Consider the following 25,282-nt stretch of genomic DNA (forward strand, 5'->3'; position numbering starts at 1 on the left):
ACACTCACCTGTCTGCGGGAAAAATTTTTTCAGAAAAATAAAAAAAGCCCTTGACAAACACTGTAATACGTGTTATCATATAACTGTAATAACTGTATTACGTGATATAGTACACATTCTACAGAAAGGAGCTGCACTATGTTCTCAATCGACCTTACAAGCAGAATCCCCATTTATGAGCAGATCTACGAAAAAATCATTGGTCTGATCCTCAACGGTACTCTGAAAGAAAACGACCAGCTGCCCAGTGTACGCAGCCTCGCAAAATCCACAGGAGTCAATCCCAATACAGTCGCAAAAGCCTATCAGGAACTCGAACGCAATAAGATAATCTATTCCGTTCCGGGAAGAGGAAGCTTTATCTCAGCTCAGGACAATGACGAGTTTCGGGCAAAGGTGCTTGAAGACTTCGACAGTGCCGTAAACGAAGCACTCGATCGTGGTATCACCACTTCTGAACTGAAAGACCGTCTTGATACTCTCGGTTCAGCTTTCGGAAAGGAGAATAAGATATGATAGAACTAAAAAACACTGTAAAAAAATTCGATGAATATACCGCACTCGACGGCATCGACCTGAAAATAGACAAGGGCGTCGCTTTCGGACTTCTCGGCTCTAACGGCGCAGGTAAATCCACTATACTCCGCCTTCTCTCAGGTATCTACTCCCCCGATTCAGGCGAGGTACTCATCGACGGAAAGTCCGTTTTCGATGATCCAGAGATGAAACAGAAGGTCTTTTTCATCAATGACGAGACCGTTCAGTTCGGAGGATTCACCCTCAAAAAGCTTAAGGACTACTATAGATCCTACTACCCGAACTTCTCCGATGAGATTTTCGAGACTCTCAGGAAAAAAGTGGACCTTCCCCTTGATAAGAAGATAAACACCTTCTCAAAGGGCATGAAGCGTCAGGCTATCGTTATTATCGGTCTCGCCTGCTGCACCGACTATCTCCTCCTTGATGAAGCATTCGACGGTCTTGATCCTACAATGCGTATCATCGTAAAGAAAATGCTCGTTGACGCTATGCTTGACAGAGAGCTTACCACTATCATCTCCTCACACAACCTTAAGGAGATAAACGAGGTCTGCGATACTGCCGCTCTCATCCACAACGGAAAGATAGTATTCTCGCGCGATATCGACGATGTCAAGGGCAGCGTACACAAGATACAGGTGGTATTCCGCAAGGACGAAAACGGTAATATCCCCGAATACAAGGCTGAGGACTTCAATTCAGATGAGCTTCAGATACTCCATTTTGAAAGATCGCAGAGTATTTACTACATAATCGCAAAGGGCGACGAAGATGTTATAAGAGCTGTTTTCGGTTCTAAAAAGCCCGTCCTTCTTGAAATAATCCCGCTTACACTTGAAGAAATATTTATCTATGAACTGGAGGTGCTTGGCTATGACAGCAACAACATCAACGAAGAATAAAAATATGTTTGCTGTTAGGTTCAGCAATGATCTTAAAGACAGCTCAAGACTGTTTTGGGTAAGTGTTTTCCTGAATGTCCTCGGACTCCCTATGGGCGTCATCGCAGTCCTCGTGGAGAGCTACAATCAGCAGCATCAGATCTATACGAACGGAAGCGCTGCTTTCGTCATGATCGCCGTTATCGCACTTATTCTTTATATCGCTATGGGTATCGTTATTGCACTTTTCCATTTCAGATACCTGTATACAAAGTCCATCGTCGATATGAACTACTCTCTGCCGCTGAACAATAAACAGCGCTTTTCCGCAGATTACCTCTCGGGACTCTTTGTTTACTTCGTCCCCCTTGTTGTAGGAATCCTGCTTGCACTGGTGGTTTACGGCATAGGTTCTCAGTTCGTACACGTTATCGAAGAAATATCTGTTATGATACCGCATCTGTTCGTATCAGGCTTCATAGTTGTTATCGGTATGCTGATGCTGTATACTCTTGCCGTACTTGCAATAACCTTCTGCGGAAGTACTTTCGAGGCTATATTCAGCGTTGCAGCTGTTAACGGTATCATTCCCGCTGTTATCGCATGTATATGGCTGACTATAGTAAGAAACAACGGATTCGGACTTATCGACACCGCTGTTTTCCACGGCAATCCCATGTTCGGAACAAGCCCGATAGGTTCTGCCATGTTCTTCGGCAAATACCTTGAAGACGGCTTCGTACAGAGAAACATTTACGATTCTATCTCCGTTTACACTCCCGAGTATTACCACTCTTTATATATACGCTGGCTCGCAATGGCACTTATTTTCACAGTTATTTACCTCTGCATCGCTTTCGTTATCTACAGCAGAAGAAAGGCTGAGGACGTTGCAAAGCCTTACATCTCAAAGGTGTTCTTCTACGGCATCATGTCAGCTGCACTTTTCTGCATCCTTTCACTTATGCTTGCTGTAGACGGCAATCCTCTCGCAGCTGTAATAGTAGTTGCTATCTTCTGGTTCATAATGGAAGTCATCACAAGACGAGGCTTCAAGAAGTTCTGGACAGCTATCGTAAGCTTCGGCATCACGGTTGCAGCATCCTTTGGTTTTATCGGACTCTGCAAAGCTACAAACGGCTTCGGTGCAGTTAACAAGATACCTTCCGCAAACAGCATCTCATGCGTCAAAATCGAGAATAACGACTACTATTCACGTGACTATTACGGTTCTGACATAACCTTCTCAGACAAGGAAGTTATCGATTCTGTAATAGCTTTACATAAAGATATAGTTGGCCACTACAATAACAGAAACAACTACGAATATAAACCCGTATCAGGCACAAGTCAGATCATCGACCAGACAACCATTAATATCTCCTACTGCACAAAGAGCGGTTCAACTATCGAAAGATACTATCAGATACCTTCATATATGATATCCGACCTTATGCTGAAGAAAATGACCTGCGAGGAAAATGCAGAATACCGTTCGGAACAGATGCTTTTAAGTATCGCAAATACTAAATCGGATTATATTGTATCAAACAAGTCCGACGCTCTGAAATACATGAAGAACACACAGCTCCTTGTAGAAGATAAGGTCTACTCCGACAGCAAATACTACAACATCACCAAGGATGAGGCAGTTGAGCTTTATGAAGCTTACAAGAAGGACCTTATGGAGATAACCGAAGATGGCCTTAAAAACAGCGAATTCCTCGGATATGTAAGCGGTGCGTTCGTACTTTCTTCCTTCAGAAATACTCTTGCAGTTCTTGACAAGATGAACGTGGAATTCATTGATTTCAACGCTAAGAATATGTTCGACCGCTACTCTGTATCCAATGTTGAAATTCTCGACGAACCAGGTATAGTTACATATGAGAAATATTTCTATAGCGATCCCCATTCATCAGGATACTTCATTGACTACGGCAGATATTATTATGAAGAGGACAATTATCGCAGCGAAAACTCAGTTGATTCAATGTGCAGCATGAGCAGCGGACAAATCGGTACAAGAGGCGGATACCTTTACAGACTCTATGATACTGACGAATTCAAAGAACTCATGAAAATAGCTACTCCAATAATCATCGGTGAAAAGCCACTCGCTGTCATCAATTATAATAACTTCGGAACTATACTCTATGTACCCGACAGACCGGGCAACCGTGAGATATTCGATAAGGCTGTAGAGTCCCTCGACCTCATCCCCGAGGAAGAACTCGTACAGTATAACAATTACTACGGCTATGACAGCTACGGCAATCCGATGCCGCAAAAGGTATATTGATTTTTTCGGTTTAATAAACTTCATCCTTTCAGGGACGGCTTTAATACAGTATTCAAATAGACGTTTATGTGTATTTATCAGGGAATATCTCCATTCAGAGGGACTCCCCCCGATATTACATAAAACTTCCGTATGAGTACATCAGCAAAGTCGTCCCTGTACTTTTATACTGCAAAATAGTTAAATGAACAAAATATATTCCCTCCTGTTGCTTTTTTTTCTGATTTGTGGTAAAATATATATGTTGTGTCCCAATAGCTCAGTAGGATAGAGCGACTGCCTCCTAAGCAGTAGGCCGGAGGTTCGACTCCTCTTTGGGACGCCAGCGCTGAATACGGCGCTTACAGCTTGCGGTTCGTTTTTTACGGACCGCTTTTTTATGATATACAAAAAGCCATAGTACTTCCGAAGCATTATCAGAAATACTATGGCTTGCATTTTTAAATCAGTATTATCCCCTTTTCCACTCTTACATTGTTACTGTTCCGAGTCGTAAACAGGAGTAAGCTTTACAAGATGCGGCTCATGGGTTGCATCTACTGCCTCCTCCCCTATATTATAGTATCCGAGGAACTCGCCGTTTCCGAGAGCGCAAAGGTTCATTTCGGGAAGTCCTGATTTTTTCAGATCGATTATGGTTTCCATGCTTCCGTCGTCACAAATGCCTGATACATAATTATCCCCGTATACAATGAACTGATATTTTCCGTAACCTGCTACAGGGAAAAATACGTCGATCTTAAAAGTGAAGAATGAATCCGAAAGCGAATCACCTTCTACCTTGCGTATCTTATACACTCCTTCTTCACCGCTTTCGGTATCTGTATATGCGATATACGGATCGCCGTCACGTCCTTTCAGGATATAGGACTCGAAACAATAATTTTCGATCACCTCAGGAGATACACCTTCCGTAAGATCTGCTATCCTGTTTACAGAACCGTCAGCCTTGTTTATACTATAGAGTTCACCTGCACCTATATACAGCATCTGATCTTCAAAATCGGCGACCTGCATCAGATTATCTCCTTCAGTACCCTCAGCGAACTTAAGCGGGATAGTTCTTACAACTTTTCCGTCCTTGTATTCAGCCATGATATACGTTTTTTTGCAATTTTTGTTATAGCTTGCATAGTCGAAATTCTCGTCAAATTCGTCGGGAGCTTTGATACCGCCGTGATCCTGCAGCAGGTAGATGATACAGCCGTCCGAAATTGTTTCCATATCATTCATAGCAACATAAAAATCAACCGAACCGCATTCCTGCGGTACTTCTGTTTCAACGAATGTAAAATTGCTGATATCCCTGTCGGTATAGTATTCTTTTAATCCTTCCTCAAAACCTGCATCGTATGCTAATCTGAACTCATTGCCGCCGACATTTGTGATCTCGTAAATGTAATCAATATCTTCGGGCAGTTTTATTTCTTCAGACGTATAATGGTCGGTAATACCGCTTAAGTCCACAGGTTCGGACTCCGCAGCGGAGGTCTCTGTCACGGTGCTCTCGCTTAAATTTGCGGTAAGCTGTTCTTCCGTAACGCTTTCTGTATTCATTGCCTGATTTTCTTCAATGCTGAATCCTGTCTGTCTGCCGCAGGATGAAGCACATATGCATGACACCATTATAACAAGTGCTGCTGAAACTGATATTAATTTATTCATAGTTAATCCTTTCTTGCATCTGAATTGAGCCTGATATCATCGATCTTCCATTGTGTACCGTCCCAAACAAAATCGAATACATATTCCCTATCCTTATCGACATAAGCAGAAAAATCATGACTGCTGCTATCGAATATCTGCGGCTCTGAAAGAGTTTCCGCAGTATTGTCGGTATTTCCTTCTCTTGTGTAGAGTTTACCGTTGTATTCGATAAGGACAGGAGCAGATGAATTTTCGTTCCCGTTGAACGCTTCATCTATACTCGTACCGATATATGGACTTTCGCTTTCTTTGAGCCTGTCGAAGTACTCGTCGCTGACAGTTTCACGGAGAGCATCATATATTTCCGCAAAGCTGTTAAAACGGTCGCCGTCTGTCAGATAATAAGCCACATCCTCTCCCTGCCATTCGGGAGAACGTGAACTGTACTGATAGAAATATCTTACGCTGCTGTCTGAAGCGGCTCCGCCTTTTAAATAGTCCGAAACCGAGTCGAATTCTTCGGCAAGCATTCTTGCAGCAGCAGGACGGTCGGAATCATCAAGTGAATTCAGGACCGGTTTTATATTGTTGACTGTGTTATGTCTGCTGCCATAGAATGACAGTGAACCCATAACAACAACAGCGGCTGCGGCAACTGAAACGGAAACTCCGATGAATTTTGTCAATATCGGCTTTCTGTACTTCTCAACGCCCGAAACACTGCTGTTATCTGATGATCCGTCCTGCTGAGAAGCTAACTTTCGCTCTATACGTGAATATATCCTTTCCCTTATCTCGTCGGAAAAAGCTGTATCAGGGACGTTTTCAGACATTTCCGATACATCGTCTTTGAATAATTCTTCGATCTTCATTTTCACCACTCCGCATCTACTCCTGCTTTACAAAGCAGGTCTTTCAGTTTTTTTCTTGCTCGCTGCATCCTTTTCTGAACCGATACCGACGTCATGTTAAGTTCGGAAGCTATCTCTTTCGCCGTTCTGCCGTAGTAATAATGACTCATTATAATGGAAGAATCGGGATCTCCGAGTTTTTTCACGCAGTCAAAAAGAATCCTTTTCAGCTCCTTGCGCTCGGAAGCGCTTTCAAGCCCGTTATCGGAAGGTTCTTCATTCGGTGCAAGTTCTTCGATCGGTATTATCCTGTTGTTTTTCAGCGAAAGCTTCCTGAACAGGTCAATGGACCTTCTTTTTGCGATAGTGGATATTATCCCTTTAATGTCGCCGCTGTATTTTTTTCCGGAACGCAGTGAACGGAATACGTCAATAAAGATATCTGCCACACATTCCTCGATATCCTCGGCAGTTCCGCAGGACCTGAGTTTATTTGCAGCTATCGCATAGACATAGGCACAGTATTCATCATATAATATACGCTGCCATGTATCAGGAGAGTCTTTCATAAGCTCCCTGAGCTGAATGTCAGTCATATTCCTTTTTCACTCCTTTTGAACATGTTCATAATCATAATCGCTCCTTCCGAACTAAAGTGGACAATAATTTTCCATCAGCTTTCTCTTGATTTTTCTTGCTTTTCCTGACAGCGAACCACTTCGTCAGAAAGTCTTGAAATACGATCAGTATTATACCACAGTCCGACTGAAAAAACAAGTTTTCCGCTGACATAGCAGCGTACAAATATATTAATAATCTGAAATATCGGTGTATTCTGTCAGCATTATCTCCGCCTTTTTTGTCTATCATTACAAAAATAGCCAAATTACTGCTTTTCGTCCTAAAAAAGGTCAATTTGGATTGACACGCATCATTCGATTATGCTATACTGTTTAGTGGCAAAAAAACAGGGCGTTACAGAGGCAAAAACTCAAAAGATCGTTTTTGCCGGACACGCTTACAGAATGGAGTGATCTGATGCAGGCTGTTATACTTGCTGCCGGTATGGGAAAAAGACTGAAGGGACTTACTCGCAGCAATACAAAATGTATGGTGAAGGTCAACGGAGTTTCCCTCATCGACAGAATGCTTCACCAGCTTGAAAAGAAATCCCTTTCAAGGATAGTTATAGTTGTCGGTTATATGGCGGAGGAACTTATAAGCTACATCTCAACCCTCGGCATAAAGACTCCGATAGAATACATCGAGAACCCAGTCTACTACAAGACGAACAATATATACTCCCTCGCACTGGCAAAGAAACACCTTTGCAGCGATGATACACTTCTCTTTGAATCAGACCTGATATTCGAGGATGAGGTAATAGATCTTCTGCTGGAGGATCCGAGGGATACACTCGCTCTCGTTGACAAGTACGAGAGCTGGATGGACGGCACCTGCGTTAAGCTCGACGAGGACGATAATATCGAAGCCTTCGTGACAAAGGACAGGTTCCGCTTCAACAAGATCAGAAGTTACTACAAGACGGTGAATATCTACAAATTCAGCCGTCATTTTTCTGAGACGCACTATGTTCCCTTCCTTGAAGCCTACTGTGCTGCCCTCGGAAACAACCAGTACTATGAACAGGTCCTCAAAGTCATCACTATGCTCGATGATCCTGTCATCAAGGCAAAGCGCCTGAACGGACAGCTCTGGTACGAGATAGACGATATACAGGACCTTGATATCGCCGCATCAATGTTCGCTCCCGACGAGGATACAAGAGTCAGCCTTGTAACTTCAAGGTACGGCGGCTACTGGAGATACCCACAGCTCCTCGACTTCTGTTATCTGGTGAACCCATATTTCCCGCCGCAGAAGCTCATCGATGAGATCAAGGCAAGCTTCGAGACTCTCCTCACACAGTACCCCTCGGGCATGGGCGTAAACTCACTTCTTGCGGCAAAGAACTTCGGCGTTGCTCAGGAGAATATCATCGTGGGCAACGGTGCAGCGGAACTGATAAAGTCCCTTATGGAGAACATAAGCGGCAGGACGGGCTTTATGCGTCCGACATTTGAAGAATACCCGAACAGATACAGCAAAGATGAGTCGGTCTCGTTCTTCCCCGATGATCCCGACCTCTCATATACTGCCGATGACCTTATGTCCTTCTTTGAGGATAAGGATATACGAACACTTGTTGTCGTAAATCCCGATAACCCCTCAGGCAGCTACATACCGAAAAAGGATATGCTCAGGCTCGTGAAATGGAGCGCTGAACGTGATATCCGTCTTGTTATCGACGAATCCTTCGTTGACTTTGCAGACGAGGAAAATGCTACCCTCATCGATCAGGATATACTCAGTGAAAACAGGCATCTTTATGTGATGAAGAGCATATCCAAGTCCTACGGAGTTCCCGGACTTCGTCTGGGTATACTCGCTTCGGGAGATACCGAAACAATATCTGCTATGAAGAAGGATGTTGCTATCTGGAACATCAACTCCTTCGCTGAATTCTACATGCAGATAGCAGAGAAATACAACAGTGACTATACAGAAGCTCTCCGACTCTTCCGTGAGGAGCGCAGACGCTTTGCCGCCGCACTCACAGAGACAGGAGTACTGCGTATTATCGACTCGCAGGCAAACTACTTCATGGCGGAGATCACAAACGGCATGACTGCTCATCAGCTGACCAAATACCTGCTTCTGAAACACTCAATACTTATCAAAGACCTTTCAAAGAAAATGAAGAACGGTCGGTATATACGCATAGCAGTCCGCGATCAGCATGATAACGACAGGCTGATATCTGCACTCAGAGTCCTGACGGAGGAAGAATGATATGGTGATAACGATAATAGGCGGCGGAAATATCGGAACACAGTTCGCCGTACACTGCGCCGCAAAAGGTCATAATGTAAGGATACTGACCTCCGCACCCGAGGTATTTGAAAAGTGCCTCACCGCAGTGGATGAGAACGGAAATGTCACTCTTTCAGGAAGTATAGACTTCGCATCAGCCGATCCCGAAAAGACTCTTTCCGACGCTGATGCCGTGTTCGTGACCTTTCCCTCAAACCTTATGAAAAAAGCCGCAGATCAGGTTTACACCTACTGCGGAAATAACACTCTTATAGGTGTAGTCCCAGGCAACGGAGGAAGTGAATGTGCATTCCGCAAATGTATCGGAAAGGGAAACACATTCTTCTGCATCGAACGTGTTCCTGCTGTGGCAAGACTCGTAAAGAAAGGCAGCATAGTACGCTCCGTCGGTTACAGGTCGGAGCTCCACGCAGCAGCTATCCCTTCTTCAGAGGCGGAACGCTGTGCTTCATTCGTGGAAGGGATATTCGATATCCCCTGCAAGGCGGTACCCTCAATGCTCGCGCTCACTATGACTCCCTCAAACCCCGTACTCCATACCACTCGCCTTATGACGATATTCCGTGATTACCACGAGGGAATGGTATACGACAGACTTCCGCTCTTCTACGAGGAATGGGACGATGAGACTTCCGAACTGCTCTTCCGCTGCGATGAGGAGGTCAGGAAGATATGCCGCTCACTGCCTGCGTTCGACCTCTCGGGAGTCAGATCCCTGAGAGAGCATTACGAGAGTCCGACTCCGCATCAGCTCACAGAGAAAATACGCAGCATAAAGGCGTTCAAGGGACTCGGAACACCCTCTGTCCGCACGGAAAAGGGATTTATCCCCGATCTTCATTCAAGGTACTTCACAGCTGATTTTTCCTACGGTCTTTCTGCTATAGTACAGATAGCACATTTCGCAGGAACAGATATACCGAACCTTGAAAGCGTCCTCGCATGGTATGACGGAATAAAAAAAGAAACAGACATGTTCAGATACGAAGACTACGGTATCAGTGATACCGCTGATTTCCTCGCTTTCTACTCTTTATGAGCGAGACTTCCGCTCCGCACAGCAAGCGGAGCTTATTTGCATATAAAACAGGAGGCAAGTCTGATGAAGACATACGGACAGCAGGATTACCGGAAGAAAATGGACAGGGTTTTTGCCCGCACTCCCGGCAAGACTGCTATTGTAAACTGCATAAACGAAAACGAACAGCGTCGGTACACATACCGCAAGCTTCAGAAAATGACGGAGCATATCAGGCGCGTACTTGAACACAGCGGCATCCGTCCCGGAGAGCGCATCGCTGTATTGACAAGACCTTCGGCTGACATGGCGGTAACTCTCCTTGCGCTCGCATATCTCGGCTATACTGCCGTGATACCTGACGTACTGCTGCCCGAGGCTGAACAGAAACGTCTGCTGCGGCTGACCGAACCCTCGGCTGTGATAACAACTGATGACCTCTGCGGAAAACTCGGCAGGGAGCTGACGGAACATATACCCGTATTCAGGCTTATTTCAGGAAGATCACCTATGGTACCGCTGAACGGCAAACTGAAAAAACGCAGTATCTCAAAGCTGCCCTGCAATAAGGACATCATCGCCATACTCTTTTCATCGGGAACGACAGGAAGCGTCAAGGGCGTTGAAGTTACATACCAGTCCATATTCTACGCACATAAGGCAGGTATCTCATACGGCAACTATGTTGATAATTCGCCGCATTTTCTCCAGATACTCCCCCTCTCCCACGTTGCAGGCTTCACGATGCTCCACATCAACCTTACACTCGGTGCCGAAATGGGATTTGTACCCGAGCTGACAGCGGCAGGACTCACCCTCGGCCTTAAGGTCTATCAGCCGACGCACATGATAATGATACCGAAGGTGTACGAGACCATACACAAAAAGATGCTGGCAGAGATAGAAAAGCGTCCTGCACCTGTGAGAACTGCTTTCAGTGCATGTAAGGGCATCACCTCGGCAGTACGCAAAAAAACAGGCATCAGGCTCCGTTTCCTGACGAGACCTTTCTACTCGCAGGCACTTGGAAGCCGTATCATCATACTCGGCTGCGGCGCTGCACCCTGCGATCAGGAGACTGTTGACTTTTTCCTCGATCTCGGCATAGAATTCCTCAACGCCTACGGCTCGACTGAAGCTTCCTTCCCGATAACCGCTTCGTCCATGAGGGACAACTATCCGAACAAGGGCGCAGGAAATGTACATCAGTTCCCATTCATCGATATCCGCATCGAAAACGATGAGATACTTGTAAGATCGGAACTCATGATGAACGGCTATTTCCGCGATCCCGAAAGCACAAAGAACGCCTTCACAGAGGACGGATATCTCAAAACAGGCGACCTCGGCTATATCGACGAGGAAGGCTACCTCTACATCACAGGAAGGCGCAAGGAGACTATTCAGCTCAGTAACGGCAACAAGGTCTCGGCACCGGATGTTGACAGCTACTATCAGGCTCTTTGCGGCGATATCCCTGTTGCCTGCTGCGGAGTTCCCGACGACTATATGGATACGGAACGACTCGTGCTCTTCATCGAGACCGACAAGCCCGAAAGTCAGGAGATTGTTAAACTGAAAGAAACGCTCAGGAGCCGCTCAGAGTCCGCAGGAAGTCTTTACAGGCTCGCTGATATAATGTGTATCCCCGAACTTCCCCGAACTACTCTCGGCAAGATACAGCGTTTCAGGCTCCGTCAGACAGCCGAGTCTGCTCTGAACGAACCTGACGAGGATATCATTCTTCCATGTACCCTTCGTGCCGAGACAAAGGACTACCCCACATTCACAGAGGGCGTTTGCAGTATCATAAGCAAGTATGTCCCCGAAGGTACTGCCGTAACTCCCGATTCCCTCATAACCGAGGAGCTTTTCATAGACTCGATAACCATGTTCGAGATTTGTTCGGAATTACAGACAGTTTACGGTACCGACTTCATGGACCGGCTCGACAATGTACGTACAGTTCAGGACCTTATCAATATCGTCGGTATCAGCGGATGCTCACCTGTCCGCCGTGCCGCCGGCAAAAAGACGGACGTCCGCAATTATCCGCTGAAACGCAATTCCTCGGACATCTTCCTCCTTGACGCTTTCATGCGCCTTTCGGATAAGGTGTATGACATAAAGGCTTTCGGTACCGAGAACCTGCGGCCTGATGGTCACTATATCTTCTGTCCGAACCACGAAAGTCACCTTGACGGTCTGTGGGTAATGACTGCACTGCGAAAGCACCTTTACTGCACCGCTCTCGCCTGCCTTGCAAAGCAGGAACACCTCGACAACGCAGTATCACGAAAGATGATACGTATACTCGGCGGCATTCCTATAGACCGGAGCGGCAACCCTGCACCTGCCCTCGAACAAGCTGTCAAGGTCATCAGAAAGGCTGACAGACAGTTCCTCGTTCACCCCGAGGGAACACGTACAAGGGACGGCTCAATGGGCGAATTCAAGAAGGGCGTTGCGGGACTTTCCATAGATACGGGAGTTCCTCTCGTTCCCGTCTATATAGACGGAGCATACCGCATTTACCCTGCGGACAGACTTCTTCCGAGAATACATGACTCGGACACACATAAGCGTCTGCCACTGCGGATATTCTTCGGTGAACCCATATACCCGCAGAAGGACGATACCCCTGATACGCTGACGCAGAAACTGCGGTCCGCAGTTGAGGCACTGAGAGACGGAACAGGAGCTGATAAGGGATGAATATAGGAATAGATGTTGACGGAGTTCTGCTCAATACGCACAAGTTCATGCTGAAATACGGACAGCGCTTCTTCAGGAAGAAGCCTGTTGAACCCTCGGGCTATACGATAGAGGAGATGTTCGGCGTGGACGGGATACCCGTACTGCTGTTCGGAATGAGGTGGTTCCTGCCATACTATTGCAGGAAGTTCCCCCCTTACCCGAATTCGGCAAAGGTATACAAAGAGCTGAAAAACAGCGGAAACACGATATGGCAGATAACTGCACGAAAGTTCGCACTTCAGCATTCTCCCCTCGGCAGATACAGTTACAATGCGCTGAAAAAATGGCTCAGCAGGAACGGTTTCTGCTATGACAGGCTTCTGCTCTGCGATGAGCACAGAGCGGCTCAGGAAAAGCTGAGCTTCTGCCTTAAGCACGGCATTGACATAATGATGGAGGATAATCCCGATACTGCCATGACACTTGCAGGAAACGGTATAAAGGTGCTTCTCTTTGATGCACCCTATAACCGCAAGGCGGTATCCGAAAACCTTATAAGAGTAAAAAACTGGGATGAAGCCGAAAGGTATCTCAGGGACCAGAATATAATATAAAGGAGCATATTATCATGAGCGATAATAAAAAAGAAGAAAAACTCAGAAAGAAACAGGAAAAGGCTGAAAAGAAAAAGGCAGAGAGCATAAGACCTGACCAGTCGGGCGCAAAGAATGCACCGCTTAAGACAGTTCCGAGCCTGCTGGAGAGAAAGTTTGCGGACTTCAACTACAAGTTCGCCTATCTCATACCCGAGACCGTACATCCCAACGTTGTAACTACCTTCGGTATCATCGCAGGACTTCTCGGTTCGGTGTGTTTCTTCCTCGGCACGTTCTCAAAGCTGTTCTTCATCGGCGCAATAGTCGGTCTTCTCATTCACATCGTATGCGACAACCTTGACGGATATATGGCACGTACACGTAATCAGAAATCGCTCCGCGGAGGCTTTTACGATATCATGTCCGATACCCTTGTATGCACATTCACTCTGCTGTTCATCGGTCTCTCATCCTACGGACACCTTGAATTTGCCGCTTTCGGTGCGCCGCTCTACGGAATACATATGCTCTGCACAATGCACTACATAATGATCTACAACGAGTTCCCCTTTCCGCCATTCGGTCCCTTTGAGATACACCTTACATACATAATCGTGGCTGTACTCAACATGATCCTCGGACCTGTAACCCTCTTCCACATCGGCTCGTTCCCGATCATGCTCCTCGATATCATAATGATACCAATGCTTATCGGTGCAGCCGCTGAGATATGCAGAATGGCGTTCACGCTGTTCTTCAGACTCAAGAAGGAGGGAAGATGATCGTGCAGAAGCATCTCGTCCGTGATCTGATGTACCTCTACACCTCCATAATTTCGGCAGGCATGAGAAACATCGTTTCACAGATGTTTTTTGACAGCTACTACCCTGAGAACAAGGAAACACTCGTCTCGCTCTCGCTGTTTTTCAACGCTCTGTTCACTATGTTCGGCATCATGGCTTCAACTCGTATGCTGCGCTCAACAGAATGGACAAAGGGACTGAAAAAGAGCATTGTAACTGTCGGTATGTCTTTCATATTCTGCATGTCCTTCGCCTCGATGTTCATGGTAAAGAATTTCGCAGCATATACAGCCATGTTCTGCATTACCGGTTTCGCACTTAATTTCCTGTACAATGTATTCGACGTTTTCATATCAGGCGATACTGCACCCGAAGAAAAGGAAAAGAACGTCCGCATCCTGCTGACCTATCAGATGGCAGGATACATCATAGGTCCTCTCTTCTTCTCTCTCTTTGAAGGTTCATCATTGATGTGCATGTGTATCGCTGTCGGTCTGCTGCTGATATGCTATCTGCCTGTGAGCAGCAGCTATATATCATCTTCTGTCGCTGTACGTAAAACCGCCGAAGCTTCAGCTGTCCGTCACTCCTCCCTTTCGCTTAAGGACAAGGATAACATAGTTATGCTCTACAGCTTCATGATGTCCTGCGCCACGAACGTTCTTATGACTTCCGTTGCCTACACAATGAAGGACTACCTGCTCGTTGAAAATTATGCGCTGACAAGCAGTCTTTTCCTTGCGGGAACAGTTCTCGTTTCGGCAGCTGTAATAGCTCTGATACCTGCAATGAAGCTATGGAAACTGCAATGGGCGGCGCCATTGTCTATCGCTCTGGCTCTCGCACTTATCATGATACTGAAAAGCAGTTCCCCCATTCTGCTGACTATTGCAGCAGTCCTGAGCGGTGCAGGAAACAGTATCTTTCTCTCGGGCAGCCGTTACTATGTAAATTCCGCTGAACCCGAGCGCGGTCTCGTTCAGCGCTATAACAGGACAATGACCGAAGCAACACTCATCGGCTTCATGGTCACAGCTGCCATAAGCTGGCTGTGTGAAAGGAACGGCTTCACGGTAGTTCCCGCAAAACTGACGGCAATTATCATCATGCTTGCAGCAGCATTGTTCTTCGGATGTTTCCCGACGGAAAGAAAGAAAACTGCCTGATAATGAGCTTATCCATATCAGTGCAGAGTTACATTTCAGTTACAATTTCTCTTTATGCTTGACAAAATCCGCATATAGGTTTATAATAATCCCATATTCTACGAAAGGATGGTGAACACCATGACATTTATCAGCTATACACACAAGATGCCGAAATCAAATAATAATTTATGCAAGCATGGAGTTTGCCCCGTAAGCTCAGCCATGTGCTGATTTTGCGTATATGAAAAGCGAATGCACTCCTGCGGGAGTGCTTTTTTTGTCTGTATACGGGGGCAGCTCGGAAAGGAAAGACCATGATAGAATTAAAAGGAAAATATAACTCAGCTAAGGTCTTTACGGATGTTATCGAACAGGATGCTGTCGCTCAGATAATATCATTCTGCAACCAGCCGATGAGCGCAGGCTCAAAAATACGTATAATGCCCGATGTTCACGCAGGTTCAGGCTGTACCGTAGGTACTACCATGACCATAACGGACAAGATAATCCCGAATCTCGTAGGCGTTGATATAGGCTGCGGAATGGAGACCGTAAAACTGAAGGAAAAACACATTGAACTGCAAAAGCTTGATAAACTCATTTACGAGAAGATACCTTCGGGCTTTGCCATTCGTGAAAAACCCCACCGCTATAACGGAAAAATTGATCTCACCGGACTTTTCTGCTATCCGCACATTGATCCCCTTCGTGCGGAAAAGAGTATCGGTACTCTCGGCGGCGGAAATCACTTCATCGAAGCTGATAAGGGTGAGGACGGAAGCATATACATCGTTATCCACTCGGGCTCCCGTCATCTCGGAGTTGAAGTAGCAAAATATTACCAGAATGAGGCTTACAGAAGGCTCAACAAAAGCTCCGACAAAGAGATAAACGAACTTATTGCAAAGCTAAAAGCAGAGGGAAAGCACAGGCAGATACAGTCAGAGCTTAAAAAGCTTGAAAATACCAAAACAACAGATGTTCCGAAGCACCTTGCCTACTGCGAGGGCGAACTCTTTGACATGTATATCCACGATATGAAAATCGTTCAGGAGTTCGCAATGCTGAACCGTCAGGCAATGATGGACGAGATCATCAAGGGTATGCATCTGCACGTTACTGAGCAGTTCACAACCATACACAATTACATCGATACCGATACAATGACACTGCGAAAGGGTGCAGTATCCGCACAGGCAGGTGAGAAGCTCCTGATACCAATAAATATGCGTGACGGCAGTCTTATCTGTACAGGCAAGGGTGCTCCCGACTGGAACTGCTCAGCGCCGCACGGTGCAGGAAGACTTATGTCCCGTTCACAGGCGAAGCAGAGCTTTACGGTGTCCGAGTTCAAAAAGCAGATGGACGGTATCTACACTACATCGGTAAATGCACAGACTCTGGACGAGTGTCCGATGGCATATAAGTCAATGGAGGATATTGTGGATAATATCGGTGATACAGTGGAGATAAACGAGGTCATCAAGCCGATATACAACTTCAAGGCAGGCGAGGAATAAGCTGTAAACAATATTGCATGTATCATCCGTATTTACTTTGAATGGAGGAAACTATGGAAAAATTTGTACCTTATGATAAACTAAGTAAAAAAGAGCAGAAAAAGATAAATGACAAAAAGCGCGGCAGCTGGAATGAGGTGGATCCTGCCACAAAGGTCGTGGATACCGACAAGAAGCGTTATAAGCGCAAGCCTAAGCATCCGAAGAACTTTGATGAATGATCGGTTCTCTGTATTTCAGCATATTCCATATTGAAACATAAAATAGTCCTGAGATCTGCATAAGCAAGTCTCAGGACTTTTCTTTTCGGAGTGCATTTTATCTGCATCAGACTTGTAAACATCTCTCCGGCATCGTATATTGCATCATGTCAGGCTATGTAGTCCCTGACATTAAAGCTTTCATCTGTACGCTGCTCTGCGTCCATGATTCCCGGAACGAACTCGGTAACATATGTTTCTCCCGAAACAGGAGCAATGTAATAGCGTATCAGTGCGCCTGTGTATGACCTGTAGAGAACAACTATCTCATCAGCCTCGTTTGAAACTACCTCCCAGTAAATATTGTATTCGCCCGAATCTGCCATGTTTTTCAGGTCGGGGTTATTATCGTAACAATACTTTTTTATCGCATCCAATGCCTGCTCCGCTGTAACAGCATCTGATACACTTTCGGTCTGTTCGGTAACTTCGGTTTCGTCCGACTCGGCAGCGGCGGTCTGAGATGTCTCATCAGCTTCCGTATTTTCGGGAATGACCGTTTCGGTATCCTCAGAGGGAGTTGTCTCGGTCTGAATGGACTCTGTCGGTGGGTTAGTCTGCACGTTTGAAGCCGCAGAGGTAGGTTCGGTTTTGGGTGCATTTGTCTCAACGGTTTTCGTGCCGCAGGATATCAGACTAACGCACAAAAAGCATAAAGCAAGTAATGTGATTTTCTTTTTCATTGTCGTTGTTCCTCCGTTTTTTCGATTACACTGCAAATCAATCGGCACAGTTCCGCAGATAGTCTTCTATCACGGGAAGTGCCTCATCAAACCGCATTGGCAGTCCGTGTCCGCAGGCTAACCACTCGGGAGACAGTTTCACTATCCGTTCGAGAGAGCCTTTCATCAGCTTCGGACTGACAGCGTGAGGTGTGATGTCGGGACGCTTCCACATGGCTGTAAAGGCATCGCCGCAGTAAAGTACTCCCTTGCTGTAGACTCCGACAGAACCGTATGTATGTCCGGGAAGAAGTACGATATCCGCATCAAATCCAAGCTTCCGCAGAAGTTTGCTGTCCCGTCTTCCGAAATAGATGTCTGCATCGTAATGCGGACTTTTGAACAGGCTTCCGTTTATCCACTGCGTGTAATTTCTGAAAGTATATTTCGGCATTGTCGGTCTGACTCTCTGGGAAAGATAATTCTGACGCAGGTTTTTATCGTCCGCAGAAAGCAATATCTTAGCTCCCGACTTTTGCAGTTTGGCTGCGTTCCAGTCGTGGTCGGCGTGAGCGTGAGTCAGCAGTACGTATCTGATATCAAATTGTCCGATCCATTTGTGAAGTCCGTTCCATATATGAAACAATCCCGTGTCTATCAGAAGATCACCCCGACTGCCTCTCAGGACGTAACAGGTCATATCGTTCTGTGCATAATAAAGTATTTTTCCGCGTTTCTTTGTTTCGTCAGTAACGACGGGAAACAGTCTCTGTATCATATCCATCTCTGTTGCTTCCTTTCATGTGCAGATTCCTTATTTTAATCAGTAAGCTGCTCTCTATATTATACATCATAAACCCTCAAATAGCAATGCCAAAAAAACTACTCCTGTATCAGTTTTGTATTTGTACGCTTTTGTTAGTTATCAATAACAAAAATGCATAATTATGATGAGAAAAATACATTCCTCATCCGTCTATTTAATGAAAGGTGAAGATATCGCCGAAAAAACCAGACTAAAGGAGGCTTTACTATGAAAAACAGATTATTTGCATTAGCTGTATCAGCTGTTATCCTCGGAACTTTCGCTCTTTCTGCTTCAGCATACATCCATGCAGAGGATGCGTCAGCACCGACAGTTACAGCTGACGAAAAAACCGAGATACAGAAATATCAGATCTACCCCGAAAAGATCGATGTGCCTGCTATCATGGAACAGGCTGAGATCGAATCATATGAATATGCTGCTTCTCTCGACAGAAACGTTTACACAGAGGACGATATAGAAATGATGCGAAGGAAATTCTATAATGACCTCACCCAAGAGCGTCAGAGCAAAGCTATGACAGAACGCTGCGAAAAGGTGCTTGAGGCTATAGGCATTGCAAAAGAAGATGCGGAATATCTTGAGCATCCCCAGGTCATCTATGCCGCACTCACTCCGGAACAGATGAAAGCCGCTGAGGAATGTGAGCTTGTAAGGGAATTCTACGAGTATGATCCTCCGCAGAACCCCGACTGGGACAGCTATGAATATCCATTGGACGTCCTCATATGGGGCAAGACCACACCTCTGATAACAGAGGAACAGGAAAATGAGATAAACTACGAAAGCATCAAATACGCAGAATCATTCGACAGTTCACAATACACTCACAACCAGCTGGAGAACTTCCAGATCGACTACTATCGTAAGAAACGCACTGAACTGATAAAGAAAGCTGTTGCAGAACAGCAGGAAAAGATAATTGCCGAACTCGGTATAAAAGACACCGTAAAATCACGCAGTATGCTCACTCTCACAATGACAGCAGAGCTTACCCGTGAACAGGTGGCAATTGCAGAGAACAGCGAACTGATAGATACTGTGATACCGGTGCAGGATATACCTACAGCAGAAAACGCCGGTTATCCAGTGCCTGCTGCAACAATGGATACATACACAGAGGACTTTTTAAAGTCTTTGGCTCCCGGTGATGCAAACATGGACTATGTGACAACATTAGCGGATTCACTGCTTATCCTTCAGTACATCGCAAACAGCGACAAATATCCCCTTGAAGGTCAGGCACTTATAAACGCCGACTGCTGCGATCCCGGTTCGGGCATTACTCCTCTGGACGCACTTGCTATCCAGAAATACGATGCCAAGCTTCTTTTATACCTCCCCGAGCACACAACTCCGCCCACTGCGGAATGACAACCTACCTCCTTAAGTTACCCATAGAAAAGAAATGCCGCGGATCCCTCCGCGGTATTTCTGTATGTTTAATCTGCTTCATATTCCCTCATGCTGCGTATTCCTATCGCAAGAGTTGATGCGTTATGCAGGAATGCAGATGTTGCAGGGGGAAGTATTCCCATGACTCCAAGTACGATAAGTCCGAAATTGAATCCGATTATCGTCCTGTAGTTCCAGTTGATGCGCTTTATCAGCGAGTCGCTGAGCTTTTTCAGTGTCACCAGTGAATAGAGGTCGTTTGCCGATATGGTTATATCCGCTATCTCACGGGCAATTGCCGCACCCGTACTTATGGCTATGCCTGCATCGGATTCGGAAAGTGCAGGTGAATCGTTCACGCCGTCCCCTATCATTATGACCTTTCTGCCAAGCTCATGCTCACGGCGTATGAATTCCGCCTTGTCCTCGGGAAGAACCTCGTAGTGAAGCTCGTCAACTCCCACACGCCTGCCTACTGCTTTTGCTGTACGCTTGCTGTCTCCCGTCATCATGACTATCTTGTTTATTCCGAGATTTCGCAGGGTTTCGATCACCTCGGCAGCTTCCTCACGGAGAGGATCCTCGATGCATATAACTGCCGCAAGCTTTCCTCCGCATGCAAGATACAGATGCGAATACTCGCCGTTCAGTGAAGCAAACTTTTCCTCGTCACCCTCTGGGATGACGCATTTCTCGTCCTCGAATACAAAGTGATAGCTTCCTATCACTACCTTTTCACCGTCCACCGTACTTGAAATGCCGTGAGCCACAACGTACTCAACTCTCGAATGGCGTTCCTCGTGGGTAAGTCCACGCTTTTCGGCTTCGCCCACAACTGCATTTGCCATAGAGTGTGGGTAGTGCTCCTCCAGACAAGCCGCAAGCCGCAGCATATCCTCGGGATCGTTATCACCGAATGCAACTACCTCACGGACGCTCGGTGAAGCGTAGGTCAGTGTACCTGTCTTGTCGAAAACAATGGTATCCGCCTCGGCTATGTTTTCGAGGAACTTGCCGCCCTTTACGGATATACCGCGGCGTGTGCAGTCCCTCATCGCTGAGAGCACCGATATGGGCATTGCAAGTTTCAGGGCGCATGAGAAGTCCACCATGAGAATAGCTATCGCCTTTGCCGCATTGCCTGTTATCAGGTATGTCAGGATAGTCGCTCCGAGACTGTAAGGAACAAGGCTGTCAGCTATGTGTGAAGCCTTATCCTCTGCCGCTGATTTAAGCTTTTCGGACTCCTCTATCATCTTCACTATGCGGTCGTATCTTCCTGTACCTGATACCTTTTCCACGCATATTACGCACTCGCCTTCCTCAACGACCGTACCTGCATATACGGGGCTGTCAGCGGTCTTTCTTACGGGAAGTCCCTCCCCTGTGATAGAGGACTGGTTAACTTCCGCTTCACCTGATACAACTCTGCCGTCCAGAGCTATCATACCGCCTGTGCGTACCACGATGCAGTCGCCCTTCTGCACCTCATTTACGGGAACAAGTAACTCCTGACCGTCCTTTCTGAGCCATACCTTATCAACTCCCAGGGACATTGCTCCTGCAAGGTCGGCTACGGACTTCTTGTGAGTCCACTCCTCAAGCAGCTCACCAACTCCAAGAAGGAACATGACAGATGAAGCCGTACCGAAATCCCCTCTTATCATGGATACGGTTATAGCTGTTGCGTCAAGGACTGATACCTCCAGTTTACCGTGAAGGAGAGTCCTGAGACCGCTGAATATATACTTCACCGACCTTAAAAGACAGAGTATCGTTCTGACAGACACGGGAAGGACAGTATTGCGGACTATCCTGCCGATTATCTTCCATACCAGTTTATCCTCGTATTCACGGTTAAGCGCTCTTCCTGTCTGCTCGGGTACAAGACTTACCGCCCTTTCGTCACTGTAATAGAACCTTGCAAGTGCAGATACTATATCGTTCCTGCACCCTTCATATATTATAACTGCGTCGCATGTACGGTCGAACACCTTGACGTCTTTTACGCCTTTCCCGGAGCGCAGATAGTATTCAAGGATATCCGCCTGTTCGAGAGTCATATACTTCTGCATCAGATGAACTCTCATACGTCCGCAGCTGTCATGCATTATCTTACATTTCATATGTTTCACCTCGCAAAAAGAAAGACATGATGCAGGAGGAACGCTCCCCGCTGCTCATGCCTCCCATTATTTTATGCCTCGGGCACTGCCTCTTCAGCAGCATCCTCGATTATTTCCTCAGCCTCTTCCTCGATGCGCTGCTTGTTTATCTCCTTTGCGTCTGCGAGGATATCTCCCGCATTCTCTCTGACTGCTGTAACAGTCTCCATGATGTTTTCCTTTGCACGGAGTGCAGCCGCTGTAGTCTGGGTATAGACCTTCTTTGCGTCCTTACTGCTGAGTATTCTGATACCTGCTGTACCGCAGAGAAGTCCGCCTGCAAATATACCTATTTTACGCCAATCACATTTCATAGTATGACCTCCTTATATTACAGCTTTCGCTGATTTCTTTCTACATTCAGTATAGCACCAAAAAGCTTTATTTTCAGCTCCATTCGGACATATTCCGACTTATATCGTTAATTACAGCTAACGTCTGACTGTAGGTCAGCTGCAAGGGTACTCGTCCGATTCACCAAAAATATACAGGTATCATCCGCTGAATAAAGGCATTACAGACAATTCGGTTCTACCCGCAGTTATCTTATATTGACTTCTTGAAGCGGTTGATATAAAATAATAGAGTAGACTAACAATGCCGCGTATACTCTCGTTGTATATGGGCATAATAAAACGGAGGTATCGTTATGACAAAAACAATTGTAAAAATAGACGGCATGATGTGCGGTATGTGCGAGGCACACGTAAATGACGCCATAAGAAAAGTTTTCGACGTTAAGAAGGTAACTTCTTCACACAGCAAGGGCGAAACAGAGATTATATCTCAGGAGCCGATAGATACAGACAAGATAAAGGCAGTTATCGACGAAACAGGCTATAAGTTCATTTCAGTTGAGAGTGAACCATACGAGAAAAAAGGATTCTCACTTTTCAAGAAGTAATCCACGATCACAAAATTAAAGGAGTATGTACCATTTCAGGTCATACTCCTTTTTTCTATCATTTATTTGCCGAATTATTCAGCTTCATCTGCAGGCGCACATCATCCCCCACGAATTCAAGACATGTGTAAGTCGATGTAAGCCTTGATACAACTCTTTCATCGTATCGTCCGCTGATGCCTTTGAAGTCCAGATTCGTGCTTATTATAGTCGGCTTTCTGCGGTTAAGACGGGTATTTATTATGTTGTAGACCGTAGAGCTGTAAAACGTCGAGACATATTCCGTACCAAGATCGTCCATGATAAGAAGCTCGGTATTCATAAGCATATCTATCATTTCCGAGGAATGATCCCTGCTGAAATGCTCGTTCTCCACTATCCTCAGAAGATTGATAACAGAATCGTATATTACACTGTAGCCCTTCTGTAACACTGCATTCGCTATCGCAAGGGAAAGGTGAGTTTTTCCCAGTCCCGTTTTGCCGAACATCAGTATGCTCTCGGAATTAGGTGTAAACTGCTCGGCGTATCTGCGGGTGTAGTTATAGATGCGCTCCATAGTGTAGTAATCGTCGCCGTGGTAGTAGCTCAGCTTGAAGGTATCAAAGCTTGAAAGCTCCAGCTGTGCTTCACGGTTCAGCTCGTCCGCCGAGAGCTTTCCGATCACCTTTCTGAGGCAGTCGCAGAAGGAATATCTGCAATAGCCTGTATCGTTGCATTTCTTACAGGTATAGTGTATATCGAGATAGTCCTCGGGATAGCCGTTTGCGGTAAGAAGCTGACGCGCCATTGCCTGTGCGCCGAGATTGTTCCGCTTTATCTCCTCGACCTTTGCCGAAACGTCGCTTCCCTTGGCTTCGGAAATAAGTCTTATAAGGTCTCTTCCCGTATTGAAAAGTGTATCGTTTATTTCCTTTATCTGAGGTATACGCTGATTTATCTCGTTGATACGCATTTCGTTCTCCGATAATGCCTTATGCCTTCTGTCGCTTATTATCGCCTGAGCTTTTTCAAGAAGTTCGTTATCCAAATCCTTACCTCACTATATATTATTTATTACGAATTTATACTTTTCCATGTCGAAATCATCGGACTTCTGCTCGTTCTTCCTGCGGCGTCGGAAATCGGTCTCTGCGTTCTGAACATCGGCAACTGTAGCGTATCCGCTTTCCTTCCACGAGAGAAGTATCTTGTTAAGGTAATCGAAGTTCAGCTTGTCGATATTCTCGATAGTTTTTTCATAGGCAAGGTGTATCAGTTCAACACTGAACCCCTCACTTCGCCACTGTTCTATCATTTCAAGCTGCTTTGTAGTCGGACGGCGCTTCATCTCGAAAGCATTCATTATCTTGTTAACGAAGTTGTGACTGTTTGTAAGACGCTCGACTTCCTCCTGAGCGATACTGAGAGTGTTGATATCCTTCTCGGACCAGCTCCACGCTATTTTTTCGATGTATGCGGAGTTGGTCTTTTCGATGCTCTGACAGTACACGAGAAGTGTGAGAATCACTTCTTTTTTGAGTCCAAGATAGTTATGCATCCATATCAACGAATTCTGCATCGTATAGTTAAGATTACCCATTGTACATTCTGCAGCCTTTACCAGCTCGGCAATATCCGATGAACCCTTGATTATCTCCGATATCTCTGAAGGAGTCAGATTCTGTTTTTGTCTTGCAGGCTGATGCTCGATAACGGCAGGTGCAGCGGTCTGCTGTACAGGCTGTTCCTGTGGTGCGCTCTCTGTGGGAGCCGTCATTATACTGCTCTGCTGAGGAACTGCCATATCAGTTGTAAGAACATTTGCCTGCTGCCAGAAAAGTACGGCATCCTCTGCCTGCTGTATGCTTACTCCTGCTGCAAGGGATATCTCCTCTGCGGAAACGCTCCTTCCCGAGCATCTCAGCAGGTAAAGCAGTACCTTTATCTGTTCGCCTGTTGCAAGCTTAAGGAAATTATCTGCAACTATACAAGGAACTCCGAACATAGTTCCCCATATACCGCTGTTTGCTTTGAAGTCCAAACCATTCCCCTCCGTAAAAATATTGCTCCACATAACAAAGCGAAGCAATTTATAATGTGTTTAATATTATACCACATAAGCGAAGCGTTGTGGTATAATTGCCCGATATGCAGGGAGCAAATCAAAGATTTGCGTATCTGCAAGGGCAT

At 45.9% G+C, this 25,282-nt stretch carries 22 protein-coding genes and 1 tRNA gene; 14 read left to right on the forward strand and 9 right to left on the reverse strand.

The features are described from left to right. Positions 1 to 138: 138 nt before the first annotated feature. The 4 genes from BT127_RS04215 (at position 139) to BT127_RS04230 (ending at position 4,048) form a co-directional block, all read left to right on the forward strand. Positions 139 to 516 (forward strand): GntR family transcriptional regulator, encoded by a 378-nt coding sequence (locus BT127_RS04215; RefSeq protein ID WP_075423777.1) that lies wholly within the window; start codon positions 139 to 141, stop codon positions 514 to 516. Next, positions 513 to 1,442: an ABC transporter ATP-binding protein gene (locus tag BT127_RS04220; RefSeq protein ID WP_075423778.1), complete on the forward strand. Its 930-nt coding sequence runs from the start codon at positions 513 to 515 to the stop codon at positions 1,440 to 1,442. The genes BT127_RS04215 and BT127_RS04220 overlap by 4 nt, the downstream gene beginning before the upstream one ends. Further along, positions 1,414 to 3,723: an MFS transporter gene (locus tag BT127_RS04225; RefSeq protein ID WP_075423779.1), complete on the forward strand. Its 2,310-nt coding sequence runs from the start codon at positions 1,414 to 1,416 to the stop codon at positions 3,721 to 3,723. The genes BT127_RS04220 and BT127_RS04225 overlap by 29 nt, the downstream gene beginning before the upstream one ends. 248 nt (positions 3,724 to 3,971) lie before the next feature. After that, positions 3,972 to 4,048: transfer RNA gene (locus tag BT127_RS04230), tRNA-Arg, on the forward strand. A 152-nt stretch (positions 4,049 to 4,200) separates the two neighbouring features. On the opposite strand, the gene BT127_RS04235 is transcribed toward BT127_RS04230, so the two are convergent. From BT127_RS04235 to BT127_RS04245, 3 genes are read right to left on the reverse strand one after another with little or no spacing between them, the layout of a single operon-like run. Further along, positions 4,201 to 5,388, reverse strand: a complete 1,188-nt coding sequence (locus BT127_RS04235) for a hypothetical protein (RefSeq protein ID WP_075423780.1) — start codon at positions 5,386 to 5,388, stop codon at positions 4,201 to 4,203. 2 nt (positions 5,389 to 5,390) lie between these two features. Beyond that, positions 5,391 to 6,242 (reverse strand): hypothetical protein, encoded by an 852-nt coding sequence (locus BT127_RS04240; protein WP_075423781.1) that lies wholly within the window; start codon positions 6,240 to 6,242, stop codon positions 5,391 to 5,393. A gap of 2 nt (positions 6,243 to 6,244) precedes the next feature. Further along, positions 6,245 to 6,817, reverse strand: coding sequence for an RNA polymerase sigma factor (locus BT127_RS04245; RefSeq protein WP_075423782.1), 573 nt, complete (start codon positions 6,815 to 6,817; stop codon positions 6,245 to 6,247). Positions 6,818 to 7,259: 442 nt separating this feature from the next. Here BT127_RS04245 and BT127_RS17410 point away from each other — a divergent pair, with 442 nt between their 5' ends. The 8 genes from BT127_RS17410 to BT127_RS16710 all read left to right on the forward strand — a co-directional run bounded on the left by BT127_RS17410 (position 7,260) and on the right by BT127_RS16710 (position 17,119). Further along, positions 7,260 to 9,074, forward strand: coding sequence for an aminotransferase class I/II-fold pyridoxal phosphate-dependent enzyme (locus BT127_RS17410; protein WP_075423784.1), 1,815 nt, complete (start codon positions 7,260 to 7,262; stop codon positions 9,072 to 9,074). A 1-nt stretch (position 9,075) separates the two neighbouring features. Continuing rightward, positions 9,076 to 10,155: an NAD/NADP octopine/nopaline dehydrogenase family protein gene (locus tag BT127_RS04260; RefSeq protein WP_075423785.1), complete on the forward strand. Its 1,080-nt coding sequence runs from the start codon at positions 9,076 to 9,078 to the stop codon at positions 10,153 to 10,155. Positions 10,156 to 10,218: 63 nt separating this feature from the next. Next, complete coding sequence (locus tag BT127_RS04265) at positions 10,219 to 12,849, forward strand: AMP-binding protein (protein WP_075423786.1); 2,631 nt, start codon at positions 10,219 to 10,221, stop codon at positions 12,847 to 12,849. Further along, a complete protein-coding gene (locus BT127_RS04270; RefSeq protein ID WP_075423787.1) occupies positions 12,846 to 13,445 on the forward strand; it encodes a 5' nucleotidase, NT5C type in 600 nt (199 codons plus the stop codon). The genes BT127_RS04265 and BT127_RS04270 overlap by 4 nt, the downstream gene beginning before the upstream one ends. Positions 13,446 to 13,459: 14 nt before the next feature. Then, on the forward strand, positions 13,460 to 14,209 hold the full coding sequence (locus BT127_RS04275) for a CDP-alcohol phosphatidyltransferase family protein (RefSeq protein ID WP_082334888.1): 750 nt from the start codon (positions 13,460 to 13,462) through the stop codon (positions 14,207 to 14,209). After that, positions 14,206 to 15,396, forward strand: coding sequence for an MFS transporter (locus BT127_RS04280; RefSeq protein ID WP_075423788.1), 1,191 nt, complete (start codon positions 14,206 to 14,208; stop codon positions 15,394 to 15,396). The genes BT127_RS04275 and BT127_RS04280 overlap by 4 nt, the downstream gene beginning before the upstream one ends. 296 nt (positions 15,397 to 15,692) lie before the next feature. Further along, positions 15,693 to 16,898 (forward strand): RtcB family protein, encoded by a 1,206-nt coding sequence (locus BT127_RS04285; protein WP_075423789.1) that lies wholly within the window; start codon positions 15,693 to 15,695, stop codon positions 16,896 to 16,898. Positions 16,899 to 16,951: 53 nt separating this feature from the next. Then, positions 16,952 to 17,119: a hypothetical protein gene (locus BT127_RS16710; protein ID WP_173541743.1), complete on the forward strand. Its 168-nt coding sequence runs from the start codon at positions 16,952 to 16,954 to the stop codon at positions 17,117 to 17,119. A gap of 149 nt (positions 17,120 to 17,268) precedes the next feature. Here BT127_RS16710 and BT127_RS04290 read toward each other — a convergent pair whose 3' ends face one another. Both BT127_RS04290 and BT127_RS04295 read right to left on the reverse strand, forming a co-directional pair. After that, complete coding sequence (locus BT127_RS04290) at positions 17,269 to 17,841, reverse strand: hypothetical protein (protein ID WP_075423790.1); 573 nt, start codon at positions 17,839 to 17,841, stop codon at positions 17,269 to 17,271. A gap of 37 nt (positions 17,842 to 17,878) precedes the next feature. Then, the gene (locus BT127_RS04295; RefSeq protein ID WP_075423791.1) at positions 17,879 to 18,604 is read right to left on the reverse strand and encodes an MBL fold metallo-hydrolase; all 726 of its coding nucleotides are present in this window, start codon (positions 18,602 to 18,604) and stop codon (positions 17,879 to 17,881) included. Between the two features lie 249 nt (positions 18,605 to 18,853). On the opposite strand from BT127_RS04295, the gene BT127_RS04300 reads away from it, so the two are divergent. Continuing rightward, positions 18,854 to 20,020, forward strand: coding sequence for a dockerin type I repeat-containing protein (locus tag BT127_RS04300; protein WP_075423792.1), 1,167 nt, complete (start codon positions 18,854 to 18,856; stop codon positions 20,018 to 20,020). Positions 20,021 to 20,088: 68 nt separating this feature from the next. On the opposite strand, the gene BT127_RS04305 is transcribed toward BT127_RS04300, so the two are convergent. Both BT127_RS04305 and BT127_RS04310 read right to left on the reverse strand, forming a co-directional pair. Beyond that, positions 20,089 to 22,167, reverse strand: coding sequence for a heavy metal translocating P-type ATPase (locus tag BT127_RS04305; RefSeq protein ID WP_075423793.1), 2,079 nt, complete (start codon positions 22,165 to 22,167; stop codon positions 20,089 to 20,091). Positions 22,168 to 22,238: 71 nt separating this feature from the next. Further along, positions 22,239 to 22,520: a DUF6110 family protein gene (locus tag BT127_RS04310; protein WP_075423794.1), complete on the reverse strand. Its 282-nt coding sequence runs from the start codon at positions 22,518 to 22,520 to the stop codon at positions 22,239 to 22,241. 335 nt (positions 22,521 to 22,855) lie between these two features. On the opposite strand from BT127_RS04310, the gene BT127_RS04315 reads away from it, so the two are divergent. After that, positions 22,856 to 23,110 (forward strand): heavy-metal-associated domain-containing protein, encoded by a 255-nt coding sequence (locus tag BT127_RS04315; protein WP_075423795.1) that lies wholly within the window; start codon positions 22,856 to 22,858, stop codon positions 23,108 to 23,110. Between the two features lie 58 nt (positions 23,111 to 23,168). On the opposite strand, the gene BT127_RS04320 is transcribed toward BT127_RS04315, so the two are convergent. Together BT127_RS04320 and BT127_RS04325 are read right to left on the reverse strand one after the other, a co-directional pair. Further along, entirely contained in the window at positions 23,169 to 24,140 is a 972-nt protein-coding gene (locus tag BT127_RS04320) for an ATP-binding protein (protein ID WP_075423796.1), read from the reverse strand. A 12-nt stretch (positions 24,141 to 24,152) separates the two neighbouring features. Further along, positions 24,153 to 25,133, reverse strand: coding sequence for a DnaD domain protein (locus BT127_RS04325; protein ID WP_075423797.1), 981 nt, complete (start codon positions 25,131 to 25,133; stop codon positions 24,153 to 24,155). Positions 25,134 to 25,282: the final 149 nt, after the last annotated feature.

It is taken from the genome of Ruminococcus sp. XPD3002, from assembly GCA_900119535.1.
Lineage (GTDB): Bacteria > Bacillota > Clostridia > Oscillospirales > Ruminococcaceae > Ruminococcus > Ruminococcus flavefaciens_H.

Excerpts from the sequence above, each read along its gene's own strand:
- BT127_RS04225 (WP_075423779.1), top strand. The coding sequence starts at position 1,414 with ATGACAGCAACAACATCAACGAAGAATAAAAATATGTTTGCTGTTAGG.
- BT127_RS04285 (WP_075423789.1), top strand. The coding sequence starts at position 15,693 with ATGATAGAATTAAAAGGAAAATATAACTCAGCTAAGGTCTTTACGGAT.
- BT127_RS17410 (WP_075423784.1), top strand. The coding sequence starts at position 7,260 with ATGCAGGCTGTTATACTTGCTGCCGGTATGGGAAAAAGACTGAAGGGA.
- BT127_RS04260 (WP_075423785.1), top strand. The coding sequence starts at position 9,076 with ATGGTGATAACGATAATAGGCGGCGGAAATATCGGAACACAGTTCGCC.
- BT127_RS04300 (WP_075423792.1), top strand. The coding sequence starts at position 18,854 with ATGAAAAACAGATTATTTGCATTAGCTGTATCAGCTGTTATCCTCGGA.
- BT127_RS04280 (WP_075423788.1), top strand. The coding sequence starts at position 14,206 with ATGATCGTGCAGAAGCATCTCGTCCGTGATCTGATGTACCTCTACACC.
- BT127_RS04295 (WP_075423791.1), bottom strand. The coding sequence starts at position 18,604 with ATGGATATGATACAGAGACTGTTTCCCGTCGTTACTGACGAAACAAAG.
- BT127_RS04310 (WP_075423794.1), bottom strand. The coding sequence starts at position 22,520 with ATGAAATGTGATTGGCGTAAAATAGGTATATTTGCAGGCGGACTTCTC.
- BT127_RS04220 (WP_075423778.1), top strand. The coding sequence starts at position 513 with ATGATAGAACTAAAAAACACTGTAAAAAAATTCGATGAATATACCGCA.
- BT127_RS04245 (WP_075423782.1), bottom strand. The coding sequence starts at position 6,817 with ATGACTGACATTCAGCTCAGGGAGCTTATGAAAGACTCTCCTGATACA.
- BT127_RS04305 (WP_075423793.1), bottom strand. The coding sequence starts at position 22,167 with ATGAAATGTAAGATAATGCATGACAGCTGCGGACGTATGAGAGTTCAT.
- BT127_RS04275 (WP_082334888.1), top strand. The coding sequence starts at position 13,460 with ATGAGCGATAATAAAAAAGAAGAAAAACTCAGAAAGAAACAGGAAAAG.
- BT127_RS04265 (WP_075423786.1), top strand. The coding sequence starts at position 10,219 with ATGAAGACATACGGACAGCAGGATTACCGGAAGAAAATGGACAGGGTT.
- BT127_RS04290 (WP_075423790.1), bottom strand. The coding sequence starts at position 17,841 with ATGAAAAAGAAAATCACATTACTTGCTTTATGCTTTTTGTGCGTTAGT.
- BT127_RS04235 (WP_075423780.1), bottom strand. The coding sequence starts at position 5,388 with ATGAATAAATTAATATCAGTTTCAGCAGCACTTGTTATAATGGTGTCA.
- BT127_RS04240 (WP_075423781.1), bottom strand. The coding sequence starts at position 6,242 with ATGAAGATCGAAGAATTATTCAAAGACGATGTATCGGAAATGTCTGAA.
- BT127_RS16710 (WP_173541743.1), top strand. The coding sequence starts at position 16,952 with ATGGAAAAATTTGTACCTTATGATAAACTAAGTAAAAAAGAGCAGAAA.
- BT127_RS04315 (WP_075423795.1), top strand. The coding sequence starts at position 22,856 with ATGACAAAAACAATTGTAAAAATAGACGGCATGATGTGCGGTATGTGC.
- BT127_RS04270 (WP_075423787.1), top strand. The coding sequence starts at position 12,846 with ATGAATATAGGAATAGATGTTGACGGAGTTCTGCTCAATACGCACAAG.
- BT127_RS04215 (WP_075423777.1), top strand. The coding sequence starts at position 139 with ATGTTCTCAATCGACCTTACAAGCAGAATCCCCATTTATGAGCAGATC.